The sequence below is a fragment of the Methanofollis aquaemaris genome, assembly GCF_017357525.1.
GTDB classification, from domain to species: Archaea; Halobacteriota; Methanomicrobia; order Methanomicrobiales; family Methanofollaceae; genus Methanofollis; species Methanofollis aquaemaris.
Window position 1 is genome coordinate 2,701,035 of the sequence record NZ_CP036172.1, and the last position, 21,818, is coordinate 2,722,852.

The window sequence follows — 21,818 nt, forward strand, 5'->3', positions numbered from 1 at the left end:
TGTATATATTGATCTTTGCATTAGAATGTGAATACACAGAGCATGATCGATAAAGAGGGGGATGGGGGTGTGGGACGGTGTTTTCCGTTCAGGTGCAAACGAATCTTAAACCTCCATAGATGGCGTGAATAATTAAATGACGGCATTGATGGCGGTTGATACGTTTGCACATCCTGGTGAAAGATATCGGAGACCTGGCAGAGAGTGAAAGAGTGGTGAGATGCACCCCCTGAACAATGGTCTCTCTGCCTTCCCCCCCAATCGCAATCCTGGGGGTCTCGGGGGCAGCGCCCCCGGCGCGAGTGTGCGGGAAGGCACGTCGATCAGAAGGGCCGCCCCACCAGAAGGCCGAGGGATGTTAAACTGTTTTCTTCCGCCGAGGGAGACCCCCCGGACCCTCCCCAGGACGAAGATGGGTGGAGAACGGCAGCAATCTCTTGAACTACGCCGTGTTTCATAAATGTCTTCCAGTCGCAGATCCTGGCGGAGAGTTTTGGGATATGCTCGTGGTATGCCTGAGGCGTGCTTCACCCTCATGCCTCTACTGCGCTAAAAAAAGTATGAGCCTTTTAAACAGTCAGAAATATCCTCACTCCGACACCGGCACACTCTCGTAGATGAGCGTCACGTACCTGGCCATGAAGATCGAGATCGCCGGCGTGATGATAAGGAGGATCAACCCCCCGACGATCGGGATGAGCATCAGCACAAAGGTCACCACCCAGACGATGATATACGCAATGACCAGGGCGACAAGATAATACAGCCATCCGACCGCACCGATATGCCCGATGATCGCTGAGATGTTGAAGGCCTCGCCGAAACGGTCGGTCCGTGCAAGCCTGATCCCTGCAAAGATCGAGACCAGACCGATGAGGACGGCGAGGACGAAGAAGATGATTGAGCCGATGATGAATGTCGCCGAGGCCGCGGCCGTCATACCGCCGCCGCTATAGAACGCCAGCGCCGCCCCGCCGAAGAAGACCAGAGCGACGATGATGAGCGGGATGCTGTAGATGAGTTCGACGATGAAGAGTTTGACCCCGTCGACAAAGAGTTTGATCCAGTCCTTGAGTTCAGGCGCAGGCGTCCTCCCCCGGTAGATCTCCATCATATATCCCATGATCAGGGGAAAGATGATCGAAGAGATGATCAGCAGAACCCACTTCCCCCATTTTCCCCAGACTGCCTCTGTCGTATACTCATACGACCTGCCTATCAACGTACCATAATCCATCCTGTACCCCCCGCAAAGTACGGCGAGAGATGGTATGAGAGAATATAAGTCTGCCGTGGCGAGCGGGCACCCGCCGGTACAGGGCGGAAAAAAGAAGGAAAAGTTTAGTGCCTGAAGTACCGCACGCCGGTGAAGACCATCGCCACATTCAGTTTGTTTGCGGCGTCGATCACTTCCTGGTCACGGATCGAACCGCCGGGCTGCACGAGGGCCGTCGCCCCGGCCGCCGCGGCGACTTCCATGGTGTCGGCGAAGGGCAGGAAGGCGTCGGACGCCACGACCGCACCCTTCAGGGACGACCGCGCCTTCTCGACGGCGATCTTCGCCGAGTCGACCCGGTTCATCTGGCCGGCGCCGATCCCGATGGCGGCATGGTCGTTGGCATAGATGATCGCGTTGCTCTTCGTGTGCTTGCAGACCTTCATCGCAAAGTGCATCGCCGCGATCTCTTCCGTCGTCGGTTCGCGCTCTGAGACGACCTTCCACTCTTCCTTGGGCTCGGGAGTCCGCTGGACCAGCGCACCGCCGTCGATGGACCTGAGTCTGTCGGCCGGAGACTTCTCGGGCAGGACGAGCACCCGCATGTTCGGCTTCCTCTTCATGATCTCGATGGCCTCAGGCGTGAACGACGGGGCCACGATCACTTCGACAAAGGTGCCGCAGAGTTCCTCGGCGATCGCGGTGTCCACCGGGGTGTTGACAGCCACGATCGAACCGTAGGCCGAGACGGGATCGACCTCGCGGGCGGCGAGGTAGGCTTCGAGTCCGTCCTTGCCGATGGCGACGCCGCACGGGTTGTTGTGCTTGACGATCACCGAAGCGGGTTCCTCGAACTCACGGAGCAGGGAGACCGCCGCATCGACGTCGAGATAGTTATTGTACGACATCTCCTTGCCCTGGAGAGGCGTCTGGCCGGCGATCCCGTGGTCGCCGTAGACCGCCGCCAGTTGGTGCGGGTTCTCACCGTACCTGAGGCTCCGCCGATTCGTGAACTGCACGGTGTAGACCTCGGGGAAGTCGCCGTCGAGCGAGTGCAGGTGGTTGGAGATGGCCGCATCGTATGCTGCGGTGCGGGCGAAGACCTTCTTTGCAAGCCCGAGCCGCTGTTCATAGGTGAACCCGCCATTTGCGACGTTTTCCTTCACCATGGCGTAGTCGGCCGGGTCGACGACGACCGAGACATACTTGAAGTTCTTGGCCGCCGCCCTGATCATCGCCGGGCCTCCGATATCGATATATTCGATGAGTTCGTCGAGACCGAGGTTCTCTCCGGCCATCTTCTCGAAGGGATAGAGGTTGACGACCACCAGCTCGATGGGGTTGATGTCGAGTTCCTTCATGATCTCGGCATCCACATCAGGTCTGCCGAGGAGTCCGCCGTGGACGCGCGGGTGGAGGGTCTTGACCCTCCCGCCCATGATCTCGGGCGAGCCTGTGTACTCGGAGACCTCAACGAAATCGATCCCTGCTTCTCCGAGGGCCCGTCCGGTCCCCCCTGAACTGATGATACGGTAGCCGTTCTCAACAAGCGTCTGTGCAAGATCCACAATCCCGGTCTTGTCCCAGACAGAGAGAAGTGCCCATTTCATGATGTATATGTGGCTCCCTGAGGTCTTATATCTTTCAAGGCCATGATGCAATTTCTTATCCGGCCGCCCGACAAACAGAGTTGTGATCATATGCAGGAACCCGCCGTCAAGAAGACTCTGTACTGGTGCCCGGTCTGCAATCTCCCTCTCATCGGCAAGAATTGCCGGTGCGGAGCCGAGGGCACCCCCGTAGTTCTCCAGAAACCCTATGATGTCAGGCCGGCGCTCAGTCACGACATGGAACTCCTGCGTTCCCTTCTCCGTGACCGCTTCGGGATCGACCGCCTCCCGCAGGTGGTCCTCTTCAACAAGATCGGGGGGGTGGACCGCGCGGAGTCTGTCATCGCCGATGGTGTCGTCTTCGGGCGACTCACTTTCGACCCGGTCTCCAGGACCTATACCTTTGACCTCTCTTTTGAGGCACTGTCCTATCTCCTCCCCTCGGTCACCAGGAGCGTCGTCGACATCACCGAGGCCGCCGCCGGACAGGGACTGAACCAGGGGCGGATCGGCGGGAAGAAAGTCGCGGTCAGGACGACCGATCTTGAGGACGGCCCGGTGGTGGTGAGGATGGGCAACCTCGCCGGTGTCGGGACGCTCAGAGAGGGCGAGGTAAAGGTGAAGCAGATCGGGCGGGTCGACCCGGTCGAAGCCCCCGATCCGTCATGGGAGGAGACGGGGAAGGCAAACGCAAAGCACCTCAAGAACCTGGAGAGGACGGCGATCCGGTTCATCAGGCAGCACATGCACGACCGCCCCAGGGCGAACGTCTCGTTCTCGGGGGGGAAGGACAGCACCGTCGTCCTCGAACTTGCCCGCCGGGCCGGGGTCGAGGAGGTCTATTATGTGAACACCGGGGTGGAGTTCCCTGAGACGGTCAAGTTTGTCAGGGAGTGCGGAATCGAGAAGGTGCTGCATGGGCCCGACTTCTGGTCCGAACTGAAAAAGCACGGCCTGCCCAGGAAGGACGACCGGTGGTGCTGCGAGAGGCTCAAACTTCAGCCGGTGAAGAACTGGCTCGAACAGGAGGGGCCGTGCGTCACCATCCAGGGGAACCGGTGGTACGAGTCGTTCTCGCGCTCGAACCTCCCCCCGGTGATCGAGAACCCCTTCAACCCGCGGCAGTTGAACATCTCGCCGATCCGGAACTGGCGGGCACTCGAGGTATTCCTGTACCTCTGGTGGCGGCAGGTGCCGTACAACCCCCTCTACGAAGAGGGGTTCGAGCGGGTGGGGTGCTGGCTCTGCCCGGCCATGCTGGAGAGCGAGGCGGCGCGGACGCGTGAAATCCACCCTGAACTTGTCGCCAGGTGGGACAAACACCTCAGTGCATGGGGAAAGAAGGAACATATCCCCCAGCGCTGCATCGAGATGGGGATCTGGCGGTGGCAGGAGCCGCCACCGAAGATGCGGGAACTCGCGGCGCAGTGCGGGATCAGGCTCCCGAAGAAGAGACAAAAGCAGTAAAAACCAAATTTTTTCCTTTAATTTGATATTAGGATGATATTCCATGGCCATCCCGCCGGCCAATGCCCAAACTTATATATAGAACTACATTACAACTGATATTGTATCATTTACGAGGAATTCCATGGAGACGGATATGAATCAGAAGGTGCCTGAAGAAGCCGGCCCCTCGCATACCGGCAAGGAGGGAGGAGCCGCCGAAGAGACCTGTGAGGAACTCAGGAATGAGAATGAGAACCTCAAGAAAGCCTCTGAGGATCTGAACCAGCGGTACCTCCGTCTTGCTGCGGATTTCGACAACTTCAGAAAGCGTAGCGCACGGCAGGCCGATGAGGTCAGGCAGTTCGCACTCGAAAAATTCGCCGTTGAACTGCTGGAAGTTGCCGACAACTTCGAGCGGGCGCTGAAGGCCGACGATGCCTCTCTTCGCGAGGGGCTTGAGAGTATCCAGAAAGAGTTCTCCGGGATCCTGGAGAAGCATGGTGTCAGACCGATCGAGTGCGTGAACCAGGAGTTTAACCCTGAAGAGCACGAGGCGGTCGCCTGCATCCCGTCCGACCACCCGGAAGGCACAGTTGTTGAAGAATTCATCCGCGGCTACTGTATGCACGACACGGTTATCAGGCACGCAAAGGTCGCAGTCTCCAAAGGAAAAGAATAAAGGAGCATAATCAATGGCATCAGAAAAAGTACTCGGCATTGATCTCGGGACGACGAACTCCTGCATGGCGATCATGGAAGGCGGCAGCCCGGTCGTCATCGCAAACGCCGAAGGCGGCAGGACAACCCCCTCGGTTGTGGCATTCAGCAAAGACGGCGAGCGTCTTGTCGGCAATGTCGCAAAGAGGCAGGCGGTCACCAACCCCAAAAAGACCATCACCTCGATCAAGCGGAATATGGGGACCGACGAGACGGTCGGGATCGACGACAAGAAATACACCCCGCAGGAGATCTCGGCCATGATCCTCCAGAAGCTGAAGGTCGATGCCGAGGCCTATCTGGGCGAGGAGATCGCGAAGGCAGTCATCACTGTCCCGGCCTACTTCAACGACGCCCAGAGGCAGGCGACCAAGGACGCCGGCAAGATCGCGGGCCTTGAAGTGATGCGGATCATCAACGAACCGACCGCGAGCGCCCTTGCCTACGGCATCGAGAAGGAAGAAGAGTCGACGGTCCTCGTCTACGACCTCGGCGGCGGCACCTTCGATGTCTCCATCCTCCAGCTCGGCGACGGTGTCTTCGAGGTGAAGGCGACGGCCGGGAACAACCGTCTCGGCGGTGACGACTTCGACCAGCGGGTCGTCGAGTGGATCGTCTCTGAGTTCAAGGCAAAAGAGGGGATCGACCTCAGCAAGGATCCGATGGCGATGCAGCGGGTGAAGGACGCTGCCGAGAATGCCAAGAAGGAACTCTCGAGCGTTCAGAAGTCCAACATCAACCTCCCCTACATCACCACCGACGAGACCGGGCCGAAGTTCCTGGATCTTGACCTCTCGCGTGCGAAGTTCGAGCAGCTCATCGGCGACCTGGTCGAGAAGACGATCGAGCCGGTGAAGCAGGCGCTCTCCGACGCAAAGTTGACCGCCTCCGACATCGACCACGTCCTCCTGGTCGGCGGGTCGACCCGTGTCCCGCTCGTGCAGGAGATGGTGAAGAAGGTCACCGGCAAGGATCCCGACAAGGGGCTCAACCCTGACGAGTGTGTGGCTGTCGGTGCCGCCATCCAGGGTGGTGTGCTCACCGGCGAGGCCAAGGACGTCCTCCTCCTCGATGTCACTCCACTCTCTCTCGGCATCGAGACCCTCGGCGGGATCGCCACCCAGTTGATCGAGCGCAACACCACCATCCCGACCAGGAAGAGCCAGATCTTCTCCACGGCCGCAGACGGTCAGACCAGTGTCGAGATCCATGTGATCCAGGGCGAGCGCGCCCTCGCCAAGGACAACTTCACCCTCGGGCGGTTCCAGCTTGCGGGGATCCCCCCGGCACCCCGCGGCATCCCGCAGATCGAGGTCACCTTCGACATCGACGCCAACGGCATCGTCCACGTCTCGGCCAAGGATCTGGGCACCGGCAAGGAACAGACCATCACCATCAAGGGCGGCAAGGGTCTCTCCGACGAGGAGATCGAGAAGATGGTCAACGACGCAAAGGGCGCCGAAGAAGACGACAAGAAGAAGCGCGAGGAGATCGAGGTCCGCAACAATGCCGACTCTGCGGTCTACGCTGCCGAGAAGGCGATCAAGGAGTCCGGCGACAAGATCAGCGAGGACGATAAGAAAAAGATCGAGGAGAGTTCCGCTGCCCTGAAGACGGCCCTCGAAGGCGACGACACGGAGGAGATCAAGAAGAAGATGGAAGAACTCACCGAGGCCGTCTACGCCGTCACCGCCAAGATCTACCAGGAAGCCCAGCAGGCGGCGCAGCAGGCCGAGCAGGCCGCCGGCGCCGAGGGTGCGGAGAAGAAGCAGGACGACGATGTCGTCGATGCCGACTTCAACGTCAAGGACGAGAAGAAAGAGTGAGCATCGATGAGTGCGGGAAGCTACTATGATGTCCTCGGCGTCTCGAAGGATGCCGGCCAGCAGGAGATCAAGAAGGCGTACCGCAACCTTGCACGCAAGTATCACCCTGATGTCTGCAAGGAACCGGACGCAGAGGAAAAATTCAAGGAGATCAACGAGGCCTACTCGGTCCTCTCGGATGAGCAGAAAAAGGCCCAGTACGACAATGTCGGCCACGATGCGTTCACCAACGCCTCGAAGGGTTCGTACTCGGGCGGCGGCGGATATGGCGGGTTCCAGGCAGACTTCAGCGGGTTTGGAGACATCTTCGACACCTTCTTTGGTGGAGGTGGGGGCGGCGGCCCCAGAGGCCCCAAGCCCGGCGCCGATCTCCTCCTCAGGATGAAGATCAGCCTCAGGGACGCGGTCTTCGGGGTCGACCGCGAGGTGGAGGTTTTCCACAGCGAGTCCTGTCCTGACTGTGACGGGACGGGTAGCAAGAACAAGAAGATGCGCACCTGCTCGAAGTGCGGCGGGAGCGGGCAGATCCGGCAGGTGAGCCAGTCGCTCTTCGGGCAGTTTGTCAGGATGAGCACCTGTCCGTCCTGCAATGGCCGGGGGAAGATCCCTGAGGAACCCTGCACGGCATGCGGCGGGAGCGGCCACACCCGGGTGAAGCGGAAGGTCACGGTCCACATCCCGGCGGGTGCGTATACCGGCATCCGCCTCAGGATGGAAGGCTACGGCGAGGCCGGCGATTACGGCGCACCGGTCGGCGACCTGTACGTCGAGGTGCTCGTCGAGGAGAACCCGAAGTTTGTCCGCACCGGCGACAATCTGGAGACCGAGGTGAAGATCACCCCGGCCCAGGCGGTGGTCGGTTCCACGGTCGAGGTAAAGACCATCGACGACCGCACGGTCGAACTGAAGGTTCCGGCCGGGATCCAGCATGGCACGGCCCTCCGGATCCCTGGCGAGGGAGTGCGGCGTCGGGGCAGACCCGGTGACCTCCTGGTCCGGGTGCGGCTTGTCGTGCCCAAAAAACTCTCTGACGAGGAGAAGGAACTCTACGAGAAGATCCTTGAGATCGAGAAGAAGAATTCAGGGAAGAAGGGGTTCTTCAAGGACTTCGTCGATAAGATGCGGGGCGGGTCTGAGGAGTAGACCGCCCTTCGATCTTTTTTCGCGCTTTTTTTCTGGTTTTGACTCTTTCGAACCGCTTATGGTTGATATGCGGGCGACTGAAACGCCCTCAGAACGATCAGCCCTCTGCCGAGAGGGAGCAAGGATCCCCCCACACTCCGAAGCGCTGCCCGGAGCAATGTTCATGTGGTATGCCTGAGGCGTGCTTTCGGCTCAAGCCCAATTTTAAAAAGCCGGGATATGGGTGCTCCGGGGAGAGGGATGAAGACGGGCACACGCTCGAAGAGACCGAACGGCCTGTCGACCGATCCATGCCTATCTTATACCTTCCCCGCCTACCAACCATCCATGCAAAACCCCGCAAACCCTGATCTCTCTGACGACACCCTTCCTGTCGAGACCGATGTCGCACCTTCCCCCGAGGTGCTCGACTGCGCTGTCGAGAACGACCTCGAAGGGCTCACCGACTATCTCTTCAACGGGGAATCGCAGAAGATCAGAGAGGACGCCGCCCTCGCCATCGGGATGATGATGGGAGAGCAGGCCGTCGAGGCCTTCATCGAACTCTTCAGCCAGGAAAACAAGGATCTGCGGATGGCCGCCTCATGGGGGCTCTCGGCCATCGGCACCCCCGCGCTCAACAGGCTGATCGTCGCCCTTGCCGAAGGCGACACCGTCACCAGAACCTGGGCCGCCTACACCCTCGGCACTATCGGCCACTGCAAGGCCGACACTCCGCTCACCGAGGCGTTGAAAGATGAGGATCCGCAGGTCCGGTGGTGGGCCGGGTGGGCCCTCGACCAGATCCTCCAGCGGCACGGCACCTGTTCGAGTTGCTGATCCTCAAACTTCCTTTTTTCGGACTCTGTAAAATTCGACATGAACCCCGGGTTCAAGCATACGTGATGAAAACTTCTCGTTGCAGTTCTCCTGAGTGCAGAGGGATACTTGATCCCTCTCCTCGCAACAGGGCACCTGAAGGATACTGTTCAATTGCCGCCCTTCGGCTATCTTCGTCGTGAGGGGTCCGGGGGGCAACCCTCTCCGGTGCGAGACGGCGGTGAAGATTCTGCGGTCGGGGCGGCAGGCTGCTCGGTTTCTGTCCGCTCCCCTCTCGGGAGGAGATTGATCATAGTTTTCTACACGGCCAGAGAGTCATGACAAAAAAATGAGAGGTTCATCAGAGTCAAATGCTCAAAAATAGATTTTCAGTCCTCTTCTGTGGCACTACCAAAAAATCAGAGGAATGTCCTGACCACCGTGCTCGCGAGGGTGACGAGCAGGAGAAGGGGGACGATGTACCGTAGATAGTAGACCGCGGTTCTCGAAAATTTGAACCTGCTGTTTTTGTTCACCTCGGTGAGAAGCGATTCTGGTTTCCAGAGCCATGAGAAGGCGAGGCAGATCATCGAGGCGGAGACCGGGACCAGGAGCGTTCCGAAGAGGAGGTCGACGTTGTCAAGGAAGGGTGCGCCGAAGAGGATGAGGTCGTATCCGGCATAGCTGAGGGCCGAAGGGAGGCCGATGAGGGCGGCGAGAGTGCAGATGAAAATGGTCGCCTTCTCCCGCGGCCATGCCCACTCGTCGACCATCGTCGCCACCCCGCCCTCCACCATCGAGAGGATCGAAGAGATCGCCCCTACGAAGAGAAGAATAAAGAATATCGTCCCGAAGAATGAGCCGAAGGCCATCGTCGAGAAGATCTGCGGGAGGGTGATGAAGGCGAGTTGCGGGCCTGAGACCGGGTCGAAGCCGAAGGAGAAGACGATCGGGAAGATGATGAAACCCGCGACGAGGGCGACCAGGAAATCGACGCCTGCGATGACCGCTGCGGAACGCGGGATGGATGCCGAGTCGGAGAGATAACTCCCGTAGGTGAGGAGCACCCCGAAGCCGATGCTCAGGGAGAAGAAGACCTGACCCGCGGCCTGCACCCAGATCGCCGGGTCGGAGAGGGCCGAGAGGTCGGGGGTGAGGTAGTAGGCCAGTCCGGCCTGCACGCCGGGCAGCGTGAGCGCCTGGACGAGCATGATCAGGAGGGCGACGCCGAGCACCGGCATCAGGTACCGGTTCGCCCGTTCGATCCCGGCCTTGAGGTCGACCTTCACCACCGCACCGGCGAGGAGGATGGTCGCAAAGAAGGTGACCCGCGGGAGGGGAGAGGAGGTGAAGGTCTCGAAGTCCATGTATCCGGTGACCGAGAAGATGATGTAGGCCAGTGTCCACCCGGCGATGACCGAGTAGTAACTGAAGACCACAAGAGTCATCACGAAGGGGAGGAGGCCGAGGTGGCGCAGCCGCGGGTGGAGGCGTCCAAAGGCGGTCACCACCGAGCCCCTGAACCCCCTGCCGACGGTGAACTCGAGGACCATCAGCGGGATCCCGAAGCAGAAAAACGAAACGATATAGGGGACGAGGAAGGCCCCGCCGCCGTTTTCGCCGACGACATAGGGGAATCGCCAGATATTTCCAAGGCCGACGGCCGAACCGATCGCCGCGAGGACAAACCCGTAGCGCGACCACTCGGCCCGTTTCGTGGTGTCGGCACTCTCTGAAGGCATGGTATCAACCGGAATCTTCGACCCTCTCACTCCGGACTAGGGGTGAGGTGATTTATATAGCATGTCGCTCAGCCTCAGGCGTCGATATGAGATGACTGAAGTGATGGATCGCACCGGTGGTGTATGCGATGCCTGACGAGGGCCATGAGCACCTGCACATCGAGGTGGAACTGCCCGGCGTGGCAAAAGAGGAGATCGTGTTGAGCATGCATGACGACAGTTTCTTTGTGCGGGCCTCGAAGGAGGGGGTGCGGTATGTCGGTTCGTACGCCACCCGCTGCCCGATCGATTACGAGAAGGCGAAGGCGAAGTATCACAACGGGTTGCTCGTCATCGACGTCCCGTACAGGAAACCGCAGGAGCGAGGGATCGTATAGATCCCGATCACCTGATGAAGTGCGGAGGGATAGGACCCCGGTAGTTGTCAAGCGTGGCTATTTTTCTTGACGGGGGAGATGGCAACATCCTCTTCGTGTTCATCAATTTTGCCTTCCCGCCCCCTTTGCTAAGAGAGGGATCAAAGATCCCTCAATGTATCGAAACCCTACTCAGAACAATATTCAACCGCGTATGCTTGAGCCCAGGGTTCATGCTGAATTCTACACCGTCTTACAAGGCCGATCCCCGTGAATGTTCAGCCCCCGACACCTCCGGGATCTGCTCATAGAAAAACATCCTATACGGCCTGCTCACGTCATGCTCCGGTCTTGTCACAGGTTTTTCGGAGCCCATTTGTTCTATGTCACTTCGGAAGGTGTTTTTACTACCGGCGCCCATACTCCCTATCTGAGGAAATACGATGTGTGTTGCAGTTCCTGCCGAAGTGATCGAGAAAAAGGACGGCAATATCGGCGTCGTCGACTATGGTGAACTCAAACAGGAGGTCCGCCTCGACCTGGTCGACGTCGAGATCGGCGAGTTTGTCCTCGTCCATGTCGGTTTTGCCATCCAGAAGCTCAGCCGCGAGGAGGGTCTCTCCACCAGAGAACTCTTCAAAGAAGTCTACGCAGCGATGGAAGAGTAAATGCACGAGTACAGCATAGCATACGACATCTTCGCCACCGCCAGGCGGGCCGCAATTGAGAACGGGGCCGACGAGGTCACGACAGTCAAGGTCGACGTCGGCGAGATGGCGATGGTGAACCCTGAACAGGTCGAGTTTCTCTTCGGGGTGATCGTGGAGGACGACCCCCTCTTTACCGGGACGCATCTGGAGTGTCGGACCGTGAAGGTGCGGACCAGATGCGAGTGCGGGTATGAAGGGGACGAGAAGTTCGTCTGCCCGCAGTGCGGCGGGCTCCCCCATATCGTCGAAGGAAAGGAGATCGTAGTCACCAATATTGAGATCGAAGTGAACGAATCATGAAAGTCAACCTGATGCACGGTGCGGGCGGAGAAGTGATGGGCGAACTCCTGAGCGTGATCACGAAGTTCGAGAACAACAATGCCGGCGGGATCGGACTCGAGTCCCTCGACGACGGGGCGGTGATCCCGGTCGGCGACCAGAAGATCGTCTTTACGACCGACAGCCATGTCGTCCACCCGATCTTCTTCCCCGGCGGCGACATCGGCAGGATCGCCGTCTCCGGGACGGTCAACGACCTGGCGATGATGGGCGGGCGACCGATCGCCCTCTCGTGTGCGATGGTCATCCAGGAAGGTTTCGATGTCGCCGACCTGGAGCGGATCGTCGCCTCGATGGACGCAGCCCTCGGCGAGGTCGGGGCCTCGGTCGTCACCGGCGACACGAAGGTGCTGGAGCGCGGCTCGCTCGATGGGATCATCATCAACACCGCCGGGGTCGGGGTCGCCAACCATGTTGTCAGGGACAACGGCCTTCGTCCCGGCGACGTGATCATATCGAGCGGCACCCTCGGCGACCACGGGCTTGCGATCATGGCCCACCGCGAGGGGTTCGACCTGGGCGAGCAGATCAAATCTGACGTCGCCCCCCTCTGGGGCATGGTCGAGCGGGCGCTTGCGGCCGGCGAGATCCACGCGATGAAAGACCCGACCCGCGGCGGTTTTGCCAATGCCATCAACGAGATGGCGAGCAAGGCCGGTGTCCATGTCGAGATCGACGAAGAGGCCCTGCCGATCAGGACCAGCGTTCGGAGTGCCGCGGCCATGCTCGGAATCGATCCCCTTGAGGTGGCGAACGAGGGCAAGACGATCATGGGTGTGCCGGCCGACGACGTCGAGGCGGTGCTCAAGGCCCTCCGCTCTCATAAGTATGGCAAAGACGCTGCGATCATCGGCCGGGTGACCGAGGGTTCGGGCGTCGTGATGAAGACGAAGATCGGCGGCGAGCGTTTTATCGAAGCGCCGATCGGCGACCCGGTACCCAGGGTCTGCTAAAGGGGGAAAGAGAGATGGCCGGGCATGCGGCGCTGGTGCTCAGGGGGCTCACCCTTCCCTCCGGCCGGGTGGCCGACCTCAGTCTCGGCGAGGGGAGAGTGCTCCATATCGGTGCCGGCCTGCCGGCAGACGAGAGCGTCGACGCCTCGGGTCTCCTCTGCCTGCCAGCCGCGGTGGATATGCACACCCACCTCAGGGGCGGGCGGGCGCAGGTGGCCAAGGAAGACTGGACGACCGGGACGACCAGCGCCCTCTTCGGCGGGGTGACTGTCGTCGTCGACCAGCCCAACACCCTCCCGCCGTTGACCGCGCCCGACGCATTCGGAGCGCGTGTTGCAGAGGCGGCCGGGCAGGCCAGGTGCCGGTTTGCGGTCAACGCCGGCGTGGTATCCGGCGCCGACCTTCCGGCCCTCTGGCGTGCCGGTGCGATGGCCTTCGGCGAGGTCTTCGCCGGGCCGTCCAGTTATGGAACGGCGGTGCCACCCGAAGTGCTCGGCCGGGCCTTCCTCGCGCTTCGAGACCTCGGGGCTCTGGTCACCGTCCATGCCGAAGACCCGCTCCCCGGTGCGCCTGAAAATCTTGCAGAGCATGATCGCCTCAGGCCTGCCTCCGCCGAGGCGGCGGCGGTGAGGGCGGTGGACCGTCTGGTGCCTCCTGGCGGGCGGGTCCACTTCTGTCATATGAGTTCGGCCGCGGCCGTCGACGCCGCAGTCGGGACCGTCGAGGTGACCCCCCACCACCTCTTTCTCTCCTGGGAACAATTTGAAGCCGAGGACACTCATGCAAGGATGAACCCTCCCCTCCGGAGCGAAAAAGAACGAAAAACACTCTGGAGCCGCTGGGACGCGATCGACGTCGTCGCCTCGGACCATGCCCCGCACACCGCCGCCGAGAAGGCGGTCCCCTTCGCTGAGGCCCCCTCAGGGGTGCCGGGTGTCGAGACGATGCTCCCCCTCCTGATGGCCGAAGTCGTCTCCGGCCGGCTCTCTCTCGCGTCGGTCGTCGAGAAGACGGCGATCAATCCGGCCGGGATCCTCGGCATCGCCCCGGCAGGGTTCGGGCCGGGCGAGCGGGCCGACTTCGCCCTGTACCCCAGGGAACCTACTTCAATCGACCCGGACACCCTGCATACAAAATGCACCTGGACGCCCTTCGAGGGGATGGCCGCGGTCTTCCCCGAGATCGTGGTGATGGACGGGGCCTGCACCGTCCTTGACGGCGAGTGTCTCGGGGGCGGTGGCGCCTGGCTCCCTGGCAAAGGCTATAATCCCTGAGCCCAAATAGTAGCATGCCGATACATGCACGCCCATAGGTCCCCGCGCGATCGACTGGCGATGACCTGGATATGAGCTGCGGGACAACCCGGACGTGCGACAGGCATTACGCCCGGCGCGAGGGTTATGACCAGGTGAAGTACGGCACATGCCACTGGTGATCCATGGTCGTTAGCGTCGGGCGACATAATATCGTGATTCTTATGTCTTCTCATGACGATGCCGTGTCCGGATCAGACAACGGTGCTGTGATCGCCATCGACGTTTCTGCAGGCTGCAAAAAAGATGCTTTTCCGGTCGGCTACAACCCCTGGCGCAAGGCTGTGATCTGCCATGTCGCGGCCAGAGCGGTGGGAGGGAAGGCGAACCGCGCGATTCTCGATCTGATCGCCGGGACATTCGGGGTTCCGAAGTCATCGGTGAGCATCATCTCAGGTGCGACATCAAGCACCAAAAAAATTGAAATTCTGGGCATCTCCAGAGATGATGTGATATCACGGCTCTCCGGGCTTCTTGAGCCATAGGACGGCTATTCTTTCAAGATGTTTACTCCCGGGCATGGGGGTGCATATAAGTATTCCTCCCGGTATATCTACTACTGTTATCTATGGTCTGTCATAGTAATCCTGACATGACATACTCTGGAGGCTTACCATGTATTCATCTGATACGACTAAGTATCTCATTCACATTAATTTGTATACCGAGGGGGTGGTCGAGAAACCTGACGTAGTCGGGGCTATATTTGGCCAGACTGAAGGGTTGCTCGGCGAAGACCTCGACCTGCGCGATCTCCAGCGGACCGGGCGGGTCGGGCGGATAGACGTTCATATCACGAGCAAGAAAGGCGAGACAAGGGGAGAGATCCTCATCTCCTCGTCCCTGGACCGGGCCGAGACGGCGGTGCTCGCAGCGTCCCTGGAGACGATCGACCGGGTCGGACCGTGCGTCGCCCACGCACGGGTCGAGCGGATCGAGGACATCAGGGTGACAAAGCGCAAGCAGATCGTGGAGCGAGCGAAGGAGCTCCTGCTGACGCATTTCGACGAGACCACCATCGACTCGACCGAACTCATCGACGATGTCCGCGAGTCGATGCGGATCGAAAAGATCGGGGTGCTGGGGGAGGAACGAGTCCCGGCCGGCCCAAATGTCCACGAGTCCGACGCCGTTATTGTCGTCGAGGGGCGGGCCGACGTGATCAACCTGCTGAGGTACGGGATCAAGAACGCCGTCGCAGTGGAAGGGACAAAAGTTCCGGCGGTGATCGCCAAACTCTGCGAGGTGAAGACGGCGACAGCCTTCCTGGACGGCGACCGGGGTGGCGACCTCATCTTGCGCGAACTTCTGCAGGTCGCCGACATCGACTATGTCGCACTCTGTCCGAGGGGCAAGAGCGTTGAGGATCTGACCAGGAAAGAGATCATCAAGGCCCTCAGGAACAAGATGCCGGTGGAGTACTTCAGGGAGCAACTCGACGAGGGGAAGGAACCTGCGCCCGAAAAAGTCGAGATCCCGGTAAAGGAGGAGACGGAGGTGATCGTCAGCGAGGGGCCCGAGGAAGAAGAGGGCCCCGCGGTTCCTGAGGTCACCGGCCCGACGCTTGAGCAGCAGGTGCGCGAGGTGGAGGGGAGGAAGACCGCCAGGTTCCTGAACGCCGACTACAATCTCATCACCGAGGTCGGCGCTGGCGAGGTGGAGGATGCCCTTGAGACCGTCGACCCCGATGCCGCCGGAATTGTCCTGGATCGCCCGGTGGACCAGCGTCTGGTCGATGCGTTCCTTGCAAAGGGGATCGAATTTGTCGCGGCTCCTGAGTTCAGAGAGATCGTCAAGAGGCCACTATCTCTGCGGCTCATGAAAATCCGGAAGGCGTAGCACGGAGCAAATATATATATAATAAAATTTCCTATTTCTCTTTCCGGGTCTGGACATGCATAAAGAAGAACTGATTACCCTGCATCAGATCCTTGTCGAGATCAAGGACTACTTTGAACTGGTTAACCCTGAACTGAAGTTTCCCCAGTACTCTGCTCTGAGGATCAATCCCTCGCAGATTCACAAGAGCAAACTCGAACACAAACATGCGATCTTCGTGCTCGGGCAGGAACTTGCGAATGGCATGAAGGACATTGAGTTCACTGGTTCGACCAGGATTTCGGCGCGGATGAAGGATCTCGCAGAGCGGGCTGAGAAAGAACTGGAACGCAACTTCGAATGAATCCAGGTCGTTTCACCGGCCAGTCCGACATGAAGACCGGCCGGTGGGCGGGCATGAATCTACACTTCTTCACCGCTCCATGGTATCTATGTGAGACCGTCATATTTTGATCGATTTTTCCGGCGAACGACTCTGTTGAATCAGGCATGAACCATGGGCTCAAGCATACGCGATTGAACATTGCTCAGAGCAGTGTTTCAAGATGAGGAAGGATTCCCCTCCCTTGCGCCGGGACACCCGAGAGGATCTCGTTCAATCGCCGCTCCTCGACTATCCTCTGTTCGTGGGGGTTCCGGGAGGGGACAACCCCCCGGCGCGAGTGGGGGGAGGCGTGTGATCAGAAGGGGGCCACCCAAAAAAAAGAATGAGATATGCGGCTTTGTAGAAACAATCCTCTTTTCATCGCCTCAAACCCTCTATGGTCTGAATCCATCGCCTTCCCTCATTCTTGCGCCGGGGGAGACCCCCGGTCCCTCCCCACGGCGAGGTAGAGGTGGGGCGGCGACGAAGCGGTGATCCCACCCGTTGCCATGTCACGATTGAGAGAGATCAAGGGGCCCTCAACACCCAGAAAATATCCTCTGAACAATGTTCATTCGGTATGCCTGAGGCGTGCTCCCGGCTCATGCCTGGTTCAACAGAGTCTGAAATCCCGCTCTTTCTCAACCAGGTGTTCTGCGAGGAACCTCGGGATCGGCGCCGCCATGCAGTGCCAGTTCGGGGTTCCGTTCACTTCGAGGACGGTATATCCGTCGGCGGTTTCGAGCAGGTCGACCCCGCAGTACGCCGCGCCCACCGCCCTGGCGGCCCCCCCGGCGGCCTCCTGCATCTCGTCACTGATCTCGACCGGGGTGCCGGTCCCGCCCTGGTGGATGTTGTGGGTGAGGTGCGGGGACTGCCGGCAGATCGCCCCGACCGCCTCCCCCTCGATGACGAAGACGCGGTAGTCACGGTCGTTCTGGACATACTCCTGGAGATAATAGGGAGCCTCTCCGAGTTCGGTCTCGTCTTTGATGAGGCAAACCCCGATCCCGTCATAGCCGTAGACCGGTTTGATGACTGCCTGACCGTGGCGGGCAAGGAACGCAGCGGCCAGGTCGTGCGATGCAGTGAAAAGGGTTTCGGGCGAAGGGACGCCATTTTTGAGGAGGAGTGCGGTCGTCTTCACCTTGCTTGCGCAGGTGGCGATGGCGTCAGGTGAGTTGATGACCAGATTATCGAGGGAGAGGACGTCCAGACACTCGAACTGGTGGATGTCCTGCTTCATCCCGCAGACCCAGATCAGGTCGCCGCTGACCTCTGCGGCGAGGGGGTCGATGGCGTTCAGGTCGAGGAGCGAAAAATCGGCTCCCATCTGCCTGAGTGCTCTGATCACCATGGCGGTCGAGTTGTCGTCGGGGGTGTCGGTCGGTTTAGGTATGATGCGGATCATGCTCGCTCACGCTCTCAGGTCGCCGGCGGCAGGGGCCGGTCTGATGTATCAGTACTCGGCCGGTGGAGGGGATGAAAGTATCTATCCGGCCCCCGACACCTTCAGATCTCGCCGAGTCCGGCCTCGACCTTTTCGAGGAGCGTCTCGACAGCGCGGGCCTTTCCCAGCGCCGCAGGGTTCTGGCCCGCGTCCAGGTCGGAGGCCGCCTCATGGCAGAGAGTTTCCGCCCGCCTGAGCAACTGTTCCGGCCGGCTCACATCCTCGCCGCGTTCTTTCAACTGCCTGACCTCGTCCCTGACTGAGAGGAGTTCCCTCCCGGCATCCTGGAGTTGCCGTCTCAGTTCCTCTGTCGCACCCGCCCCTCTGTGGAGCCGCCCTTCTTCCTCCCCCTCGGTCATGGCCCTGAGTTCGTCGTCGATATCAATGAATACAAGGGTGAGGAAATGGATGAGCGGGCCTGTATTCTTCTCCTCTCCGGGGGCGTCGGGACCGTATATGACCTGCAGGTCAGGCCCCGCTCGTCTCACCTCCAGGGCCCCGCACTCTCCCTTCCAGGCGATCCGCATCAATGTCCAGCCGGCAGCGTCGTCAGGGACCACGTCCGCCCCGCTCTCTTTCAAGACCTCGACCAGACGGTCAAGAAAGAGGTGATGGACCGCCGTCAGGCCATGGGCATAATAGGTATATGGCATGCACACCCCATCCGTTCAACCGCGTCAGTTCATATAAGCGTTATGATGCCTGCCGTCCGACCTGAATTTCTCCAGAAGGGCTGTTCGGATGTTCGTCTCTCCCCCTGTACCGATCTCTCGATCCCATCTCGGAATTATATTTGAATTCGATTTTGCCCATTTGAATCCTGACCTCCGCCACTCCCCTCTCCCTCCTCTCACCGGCAGGGCTTAGTATCTGGAAGTGAGTATGTCGCCCATGAAATATTATCCCGAAGGGTTGCTGCTCCCTCCGCTCTCCACCATCAACCAGGCGATCGAGGAGGCATTCAGAGAACATGGCGAAGGAAGAGCCAGGATGCCCCCGAAGGTCTATGTGAACTTTGAGAAAGGAGACTTCAGGACCATGCCCGCCTACCTCCCCGGCCTCGGCGTCGCCGGGGTCAAGATCGTCAATGTCCACCCCGAGAACCCGAAGATCGGTCTCCCGACCGTGATGGCCCTCACCGTCATCCTCGACCCCGAGACCGGGAGGCCTGAGGCGGTCCTGAACGCCACGCTCCTCACCGACCTGCGGACCGGTGCGGCCGGGGCGGTCGCCGCGAAATATCTTGCTCCGAGGAGATCGGTGACGCTTGGCATCGTCGGGAGCGGTCGGCAGGCCGTCGCCCAGGTGAACGCCATCGCCGAGATCCTGGAGATCGAGGAGATGCGGGTCTGGAGCAGGACGCCGGCGAACGCCGCAAGGTTCGGCGACCTCTTCGACCGCATCTCCTGCATCCCGTCCTCGATCGAGCGTGCCTGCGACGCCGACCTCATCGTCACCACCACCCCGTCACGAAAACCGCTGGTCCGCTCCGAATGGATCGGCGAGGGGACGCACATCAATGCCATCGGGGCCGACGCTCCGGGAAAAGAGGAACTCGATCCCGCTCTCCTCACCCGCGCCCGCGTCTTTGTCGACGACATGGAGCAGGCCGTCCACTCGGGCGAGGTGAATGTGCCCATCTCGACCGGGCTCTATACCGCCGGTGAGATTGCGGGCACCCTCGGCGAGGTGGTATGCGGAAGAAAAAAGCGGGAGACCGCGGATGAGATCACGGTCTTTGACTCGACGGGGCTTGCGATCCAGGATCTGGCGATCGCGGCCCTCGTTATGGAGGGGGGTGAGGGGACCGAACTCAGGTTCCCGTGAACCTACTGGCGAGTCAATCCCAAAATGTCTGACCAGGGCCCCCTGGTCACACTCTTCACGGCGGGGCAGCGATCTGGACCGCCGCTTCGTCGCCGCCCCACCTCTACCTCGCCGTGGGGGGTTTTGGGGGGTCTCCTCCCGGCGAAAGAAAGTGACAAAAATTTCTTCTTTTTTCTGTGGGGCGGCCATTTTGATCGATCTGCCTTCCCACCACTCGCGCCGGGGGCGCTGCTCCCGGACCCCCGGGATTGCGATAGGGCCGGGAAGGCAGCGGGGGGATCATGAAGAGGATGGCGTCGTTCCCTACGTTCTCTTCACGCGATGGCAGAGAGAACTCTCGTTCAATCGCATCGCGGCGGCGACATTTTGTTCTTGACTCACTACTAGTGTCGTGTCAACACCCAGATGTCTGATATGCCTGAGACGTGCTTTCGGCTCATGCCCGATTGTACAATCGTGCATTCCCCCGGCGCGATGGAATTGGATGGTGTGGAATCAGAGACGTACAAAAAAAGTATTCGATATTTGAGTAATAACTTGCCACTACTCCTTTTTCTCAAGGGGCTGTGCAAACTTCTTCCAGACCTCTTCACGATAGACCGGGCCCGAGTTGTAGGTGCAGAACGGGATCATCCTGCCGTCCGGCGTCGTGTAGTGGATACAGCAACGCTGGACCCGCTCAAGGTCGTAGTTGAAGTTGTCCATAAAGTGCATCGTGCCGATGAAGATGGCGTTCCAGTGGAAGTCCCGGAGGGCATCGAAGTTCTGGAAGACCAGCGCCTCTCCGAGGAGTTTCCAGAGCTTTGTCCCATTGACCTCACCTTTCGATGCCGAGGCACTCATCTCCTTCACGCCTTCGAGCAGGGACATATACTTGTTGATCGTCCCGCCGTTCTGCATCTTGACGGCCATCCTGTCGATCGCCTCAAAGAACTTGTCGACATCGACCATCTCGTTGATCGGCATAAGTTTGTCGTCTTCGACAAAGACATAGGTCGCCGCACCGCAGTGCTGGTGGGTGGTGAACCGCACCTGCGGTTTGCCGGTATAGGTCTCGACCAGGTCGGAGATCGGGATGACGCAGGGCACCGGGTAGAAGTAATCCTTCTTGATCACGCCCTCGGTCTGCTCCTCGATCCGCTCGGTGAGGTCGGGGATGGTCACCCGCTCCCGCCTGATATCGTCCTCGCTTGCCGCCCCGGTAAACGCGACCGGCTGGAAGTTGACGCCGCGGACGACCTCCACATGCTCGGCGGCATATTTCAGGATCGCTCCCACTTCGTGGTCGTTCCTGCCATTGATGATTGTGGGGACGAGCACGACGCCGAGCCCGATCTCCTTGCAGTTCTCGACGGCCTTCAGGCTCGTGGGGAGGATCGGGTTTGTCTCCCTGGTGACGCCGTCGAAGTGGAGATAAACAGTGCTGAGCCCGACGTCCTTGAGCTCCTGGACATATTTAATGTCTTTTGCCAGTTTGATCCCGTTTGTTGCGATCTGGACCTGGGAGAACCCCATCTCCTTGGCCTTCCAGACGATCTCTGGAAGGTCGTCACGCATCGTCGGTTCGCCGCCCGAGAACTGGACGGCCGGTGGCGGGACAGGTTTTTCCTCCCTGAGCATCGCCATCATCCCGATCACCTCGTCGAACTCCGGTTCATAGATAAATCCGCATGCTCGTGCGTTGGCAAAGCAGAAGTCACAGTTGAGGTTGCACCGGTTTGTCAGATCGATGTTGGCAAGGAGTGTCCCTGAGTGGTGGTTAGAGCAGAGCCCGCATGCGCCCGGGCATGCCTCGGCCCCGGCATCCTTCTGTGGATTCAGGACGCCGGCACCGATGGCCTCATACGCGTCGAAACGCCTATACATCTCTGCATCTGACCAGTAGAGATTCTTCGCTTCGCCGTGGTCTGGACAGGTACGAGTGATCCAGACCTTCCCGTCCTCCTCGGTAATCTCCGCATCGAGGACTTTTCTGCAAATCGGGCAAAGGCTTTTGGTTTCTTTCAGGAGCATATCTCATCCACCGGCATTGTCTTTACAATAGCGTTCCTATGATATATGGTACCGACCATGTCGGGCATTGACAGATTGGTTATACCCGACAGGCATTTAAACCTAAGTAGAAATTGAGGGGATTCGTATTATTAGTATCGTTGACGTGGGATC

20 protein-coding genes are annotated in these 21,818 nt (G+C 59.8%); 14 read left to right on the top strand and 6 right to left on the bottom strand.

What is annotated here, in order from left to right; translation table 11 throughout:
• Positions 1-589: 589 nt before the first annotated feature.
• Positions 590-1,237, bottom strand: coding sequence for a DUF4013 domain-containing protein (locus RJ40_RS12800; protein WP_265581251.1), 648 nt, complete (start codon positions 1,235-1,237; stop codon positions 590-592).
• Between the two features lie 104 nt (positions 1,238-1,341).
• Complete coding sequence (gene purH / locus RJ40_RS12805) at positions 1,342-2,826, bottom strand: bifunctional phosphoribosylaminoimidazolecarboxamide formyltransferase/IMP cyclohydrolase (protein ID WP_265581252.1); 1,485 nt, start codon at positions 2,824-2,826, stop codon at positions 1,342-1,344.
• A gap of 90 nt (positions 2,827-2,916) precedes the next feature.
• Between purH and RJ40_RS12810 the strand changes: the two genes are divergently transcribed.
• From RJ40_RS12810 to RJ40_RS12830, 5 genes are all read left to right on the top strand, one after another.
• Entirely contained in the window at positions 2,917-4,293 is a 1,377-nt protein-coding gene (locus RJ40_RS12810; RefSeq protein ID WP_265581253.1) for a phosphoadenosine phosphosulfate reductase domain-containing protein, read from the top strand.
• Between the two features lie 136 nt (positions 4,294-4,429).
• On the top strand, positions 4,430-4,954 hold the full coding sequence (locus tag RJ40_RS12815; RefSeq protein ID WP_265581254.1) for a nucleotide exchange factor GrpE: 525 nt from the start codon (positions 4,430-4,432) through the stop codon (positions 4,952-4,954).
• 13 nt (positions 4,955-4,967) lie between these two features.
• The gene (dnaK, locus tag RJ40_RS12820; protein WP_265581255.1) at positions 4,968-6,818 is read left to right on the top strand and encodes a molecular chaperone DnaK; all 1,851 of its coding nucleotides are present in this window, start codon (positions 4,968-4,970) and stop codon (positions 6,816-6,818) included.
• A 6-nt stretch (positions 6,819-6,824) separates the two neighbouring features.
• Complete coding sequence (dnaJ, locus tag RJ40_RS12825) at positions 6,825-7,961, top strand: molecular chaperone DnaJ (RefSeq protein WP_265581256.1); 1,137 nt, start codon at positions 6,825-6,827, stop codon at positions 7,959-7,961.
• 240 nt (positions 7,962-8,201) lie between these two features.
• Positions 8,202-8,780 carry a HEAT repeat domain-containing protein gene (locus RJ40_RS12830; protein WP_265581257.1) on the top strand — a complete coding sequence of 193 codons (579 nt, stop codon included), beginning with the start codon at positions 8,202-8,204 and terminating at the stop codon, positions 8,778-8,780.
• Positions 8,781-9,178: 398 nt separating this feature from the next.
• Here RJ40_RS12830 and RJ40_RS12835 read toward each other — a convergent pair whose 3' ends face one another.
• Complete coding sequence (locus tag RJ40_RS12835; protein ID WP_265581258.1) at positions 9,179-10,501, bottom strand: sodium-dependent transporter; 1,323 nt, start codon at positions 10,499-10,501, stop codon at positions 9,179-9,181.
• A 128-nt stretch (positions 10,502-10,629) separates the two neighbouring features.
• Here RJ40_RS12835 and RJ40_RS12840 point away from each other — a divergent pair, with 128 nt between their 5' ends.
• The 8 genes from RJ40_RS12840 (at position 10,630) to RJ40_RS12875 (ending at position 16,354) form a co-directional block, all read left to right on the top strand.
• On the top strand, positions 10,630-10,878 hold the full coding sequence (locus RJ40_RS12840; RefSeq protein WP_265581259.1) for an Hsp20/alpha crystallin family protein: 249 nt from the start codon (positions 10,630-10,632) through the stop codon (positions 10,876-10,878).
• A 422-nt stretch (positions 10,879-11,300) separates the two neighbouring features.
• The gene (locus tag RJ40_RS12845) at positions 11,301-11,525 is read left to right on the top strand and encodes a HypC/HybG/HupF family hydrogenase formation chaperone (RefSeq protein WP_265581260.1); all 225 of its coding nucleotides are present in this window, start codon (positions 11,301-11,303) and stop codon (positions 11,523-11,525) included.
• Positions 11,526-11,867 (top strand): hydrogenase maturation nickel metallochaperone HypA/HybF, encoded by a 342-nt coding sequence (locus RJ40_RS12850; protein WP_265581261.1) that lies wholly within the window; start codon positions 11,526-11,528, stop codon positions 11,865-11,867.
• On the top strand, positions 11,864-12,859 hold the full coding sequence (hypE, locus tag RJ40_RS12855; RefSeq protein WP_265581262.1) for a hydrogenase expression/formation protein HypE: 996 nt from the start codon (positions 11,864-11,866) through the stop codon (positions 12,857-12,859). Before RJ40_RS12850 ends, hypE begins: the two co-directional genes overlap by 4 nt.
• A gap of 14 nt (positions 12,860-12,873) precedes the next feature.
• Positions 12,874-14,133 carry an amidohydrolase family protein gene (locus RJ40_RS12860; RefSeq protein ID WP_265581263.1) on the top strand — a complete coding sequence of 420 codons (1,260 nt, stop codon included), beginning with the start codon at positions 12,874-12,876 and terminating at the stop codon, positions 14,131-14,133.
• 164 nt (positions 14,134-14,297) lie between these two features.
• The gene (locus tag RJ40_RS12865) at positions 14,298-14,657 is read left to right on the top strand and encodes a DUF167 domain-containing protein (protein WP_265581264.1); all 360 of its coding nucleotides are present in this window, start codon (positions 14,298-14,300) and stop codon (positions 14,655-14,657) included.
• Between the two features lie 130 nt (positions 14,658-14,787).
• Positions 14,788-16,011 carry a DNA primase DnaG gene (gene dnaG / locus RJ40_RS12870; RefSeq protein WP_265581265.1) on the top strand — a complete coding sequence of 408 codons (1,224 nt, stop codon included), beginning with the start codon at positions 14,788-14,790 and terminating at the stop codon, positions 16,009-16,011.
• A 55-nt stretch (positions 16,012-16,066) separates the two neighbouring features.
• Positions 16,067-16,354, top strand: a complete 288-nt coding sequence (locus tag RJ40_RS12875) for a UPF0058 family protein (protein ID WP_265581267.1) — start codon at positions 16,067-16,069, stop codon at positions 16,352-16,354.
• 634 nt (positions 16,355-16,988) lie between these two features.
• Here RJ40_RS12875 and RJ40_RS12880 read toward each other — a convergent pair.
• Together RJ40_RS12880 and RJ40_RS12885 are read right to left on the bottom strand one after the other, a co-directional pair.
• Entirely contained in the window at positions 16,989-17,786 is a 798-nt protein-coding gene (locus RJ40_RS12880) for an ATP-grasp domain-containing protein (protein WP_265581268.1), read from the bottom strand.
• Between the two features lie 101 nt (positions 17,787-17,887).
• A complete protein-coding gene (locus RJ40_RS12885) occupies positions 17,888-18,478 on the bottom strand; it encodes a hypothetical protein (RefSeq protein WP_265581269.1) in 591 nt (196 codons plus the stop codon).
• Positions 18,479-18,716: 238 nt separating this feature from the next.
• Here RJ40_RS12885 and RJ40_RS12890 point away from each other — a divergent pair, with 238 nt between their 5' ends.
• Complete coding sequence (locus RJ40_RS12890; protein WP_265582582.1) at positions 18,717-19,652, top strand: ornithine cyclodeaminase family protein; 936 nt, start codon at positions 18,717-18,719, stop codon at positions 19,650-19,652.
• 543 nt (positions 19,653-20,195) lie between these two features.
• Here RJ40_RS12890 and tes read toward each other — a convergent pair.
• Complete coding sequence (gene tes, locus RJ40_RS12895) at positions 20,196-21,665, bottom strand: tetraether lipid synthase Tes (RefSeq protein WP_265581270.1); 1,470 nt, start codon at positions 21,663-21,665, stop codon at positions 20,196-20,198.
• Positions 21,666-21,818 lie beyond the last annotated feature (153 nt).

What these genes read in the sequence shown, in the direction of transcription:
- RJ40_RS12845 (WP_265581260.1), top strand. Translation starts at nt 11,301, where the DNA reads ATGTGTGTTGCAGTTCCTGCCGAAGTGATCGAGAAAAAGGACGGCAAT.
- RJ40_RS12890 (WP_265582582.1), top strand. Translation starts at nt 18,717, where the DNA reads ATGAAATATTATCCCGAAGGGTTGCTGCTCCCTCCGCTCTCCACCATC.
- RJ40_RS12865 (WP_265581264.1), top strand. Translation starts at nt 14,298, where the DNA reads ATGGTCGTTAGCGTCGGGCGACATAATATCGTGATTCTTATGTCTTCT.
- RJ40_RS12850 (WP_265581261.1), top strand. Translation starts at nt 11,526, where the DNA reads ATGCACGAGTACAGCATAGCATACGACATCTTCGCCACCGCCAGGCGG.
- RJ40_RS12835 (WP_265581258.1), bottom strand. Translation starts at nt 10,501, where the DNA reads ATGCCTTCAGAGAGTGCCGACACCACGAAACGGGCCGAGTGGTCGCGC.
- dnaG (WP_265581265.1), top strand. Translation starts at nt 14,788, where the DNA reads ATGTATTCATCTGATACGACTAAGTATCTCATTCACATTAATTTGTAT.
- RJ40_RS12810 (WP_265581253.1), top strand. Translation starts at nt 2,917, where the DNA reads ATGCAGGAACCCGCCGTCAAGAAGACTCTGTACTGGTGCCCGGTCTGC.
- RJ40_RS12830 (WP_265581257.1), top strand. Translation starts at nt 8,202, where the DNA reads ATGAAGACGGGCACACGCTCGAAGAGACCGAACGGCCTGTCGACCGAT.
- RJ40_RS12860 (WP_265581263.1), top strand. Translation starts at nt 12,874, where the DNA reads ATGGCCGGGCATGCGGCGCTGGTGCTCAGGGGGCTCACCCTTCCCTCC.
- RJ40_RS12880 (WP_265581268.1), bottom strand. Translation starts at nt 17,786, where the DNA reads ATGATCCGCATCATACCTAAACCGACCGACACCCCCGACGACAACTCG.
- dnaJ (WP_265581256.1), top strand. Translation starts at nt 6,825, where the DNA reads ATGAGTGCGGGAAGCTACTATGATGTCCTCGGCGTCTCGAAGGATGCC.
- RJ40_RS12840 (WP_265581259.1), top strand. Translation starts at nt 10,630, where the DNA reads ATGCCTGACGAGGGCCATGAGCACCTGCACATCGAGGTGGAACTGCCC.
- RJ40_RS12885 (WP_265581269.1), bottom strand. Translation starts at nt 18,478, where the DNA reads ATGCCATATACCTATTATGCCCATGGCCTGACGGCGGTCCATCACCTC.
- RJ40_RS12815 (WP_265581254.1), top strand. Translation starts at nt 4,430, where the DNA reads ATGAATCAGAAGGTGCCTGAAGAAGCCGGCCCCTCGCATACCGGCAAG.
- purH (WP_265581252.1), bottom strand. Translation starts at nt 2,826, where the DNA reads ATGAAATGGGCACTTCTCTCTGTCTGGGACAAGACCGGGATTGTGGAT.
- tes (WP_265581270.1), bottom strand. Translation starts at nt 21,665, where the DNA reads ATGCTCCTGAAAGAAACCAAAAGCCTTTGCCCGATTTGCAGAAAAGTC.
- hypE (WP_265581262.1), top strand. Translation starts at nt 11,864, where the DNA reads ATGAAAGTCAACCTGATGCACGGTGCGGGCGGAGAAGTGATGGGCGAA.
- RJ40_RS12875 (WP_265581267.1), top strand. Translation starts at nt 16,067, where the DNA reads ATGCATAAAGAAGAACTGATTACCCTGCATCAGATCCTTGTCGAGATC.
- RJ40_RS12800 (WP_265581251.1), bottom strand. Translation starts at nt 1,237, where the DNA reads ATGGATTATGGTACGTTGATAGGCAGGTCGTATGAGTATACGACAGAG.
- dnaK (WP_265581255.1), top strand. Translation starts at nt 4,968, where the DNA reads ATGGCATCAGAAAAAGTACTCGGCATTGATCTCGGGACGACGAACTCC.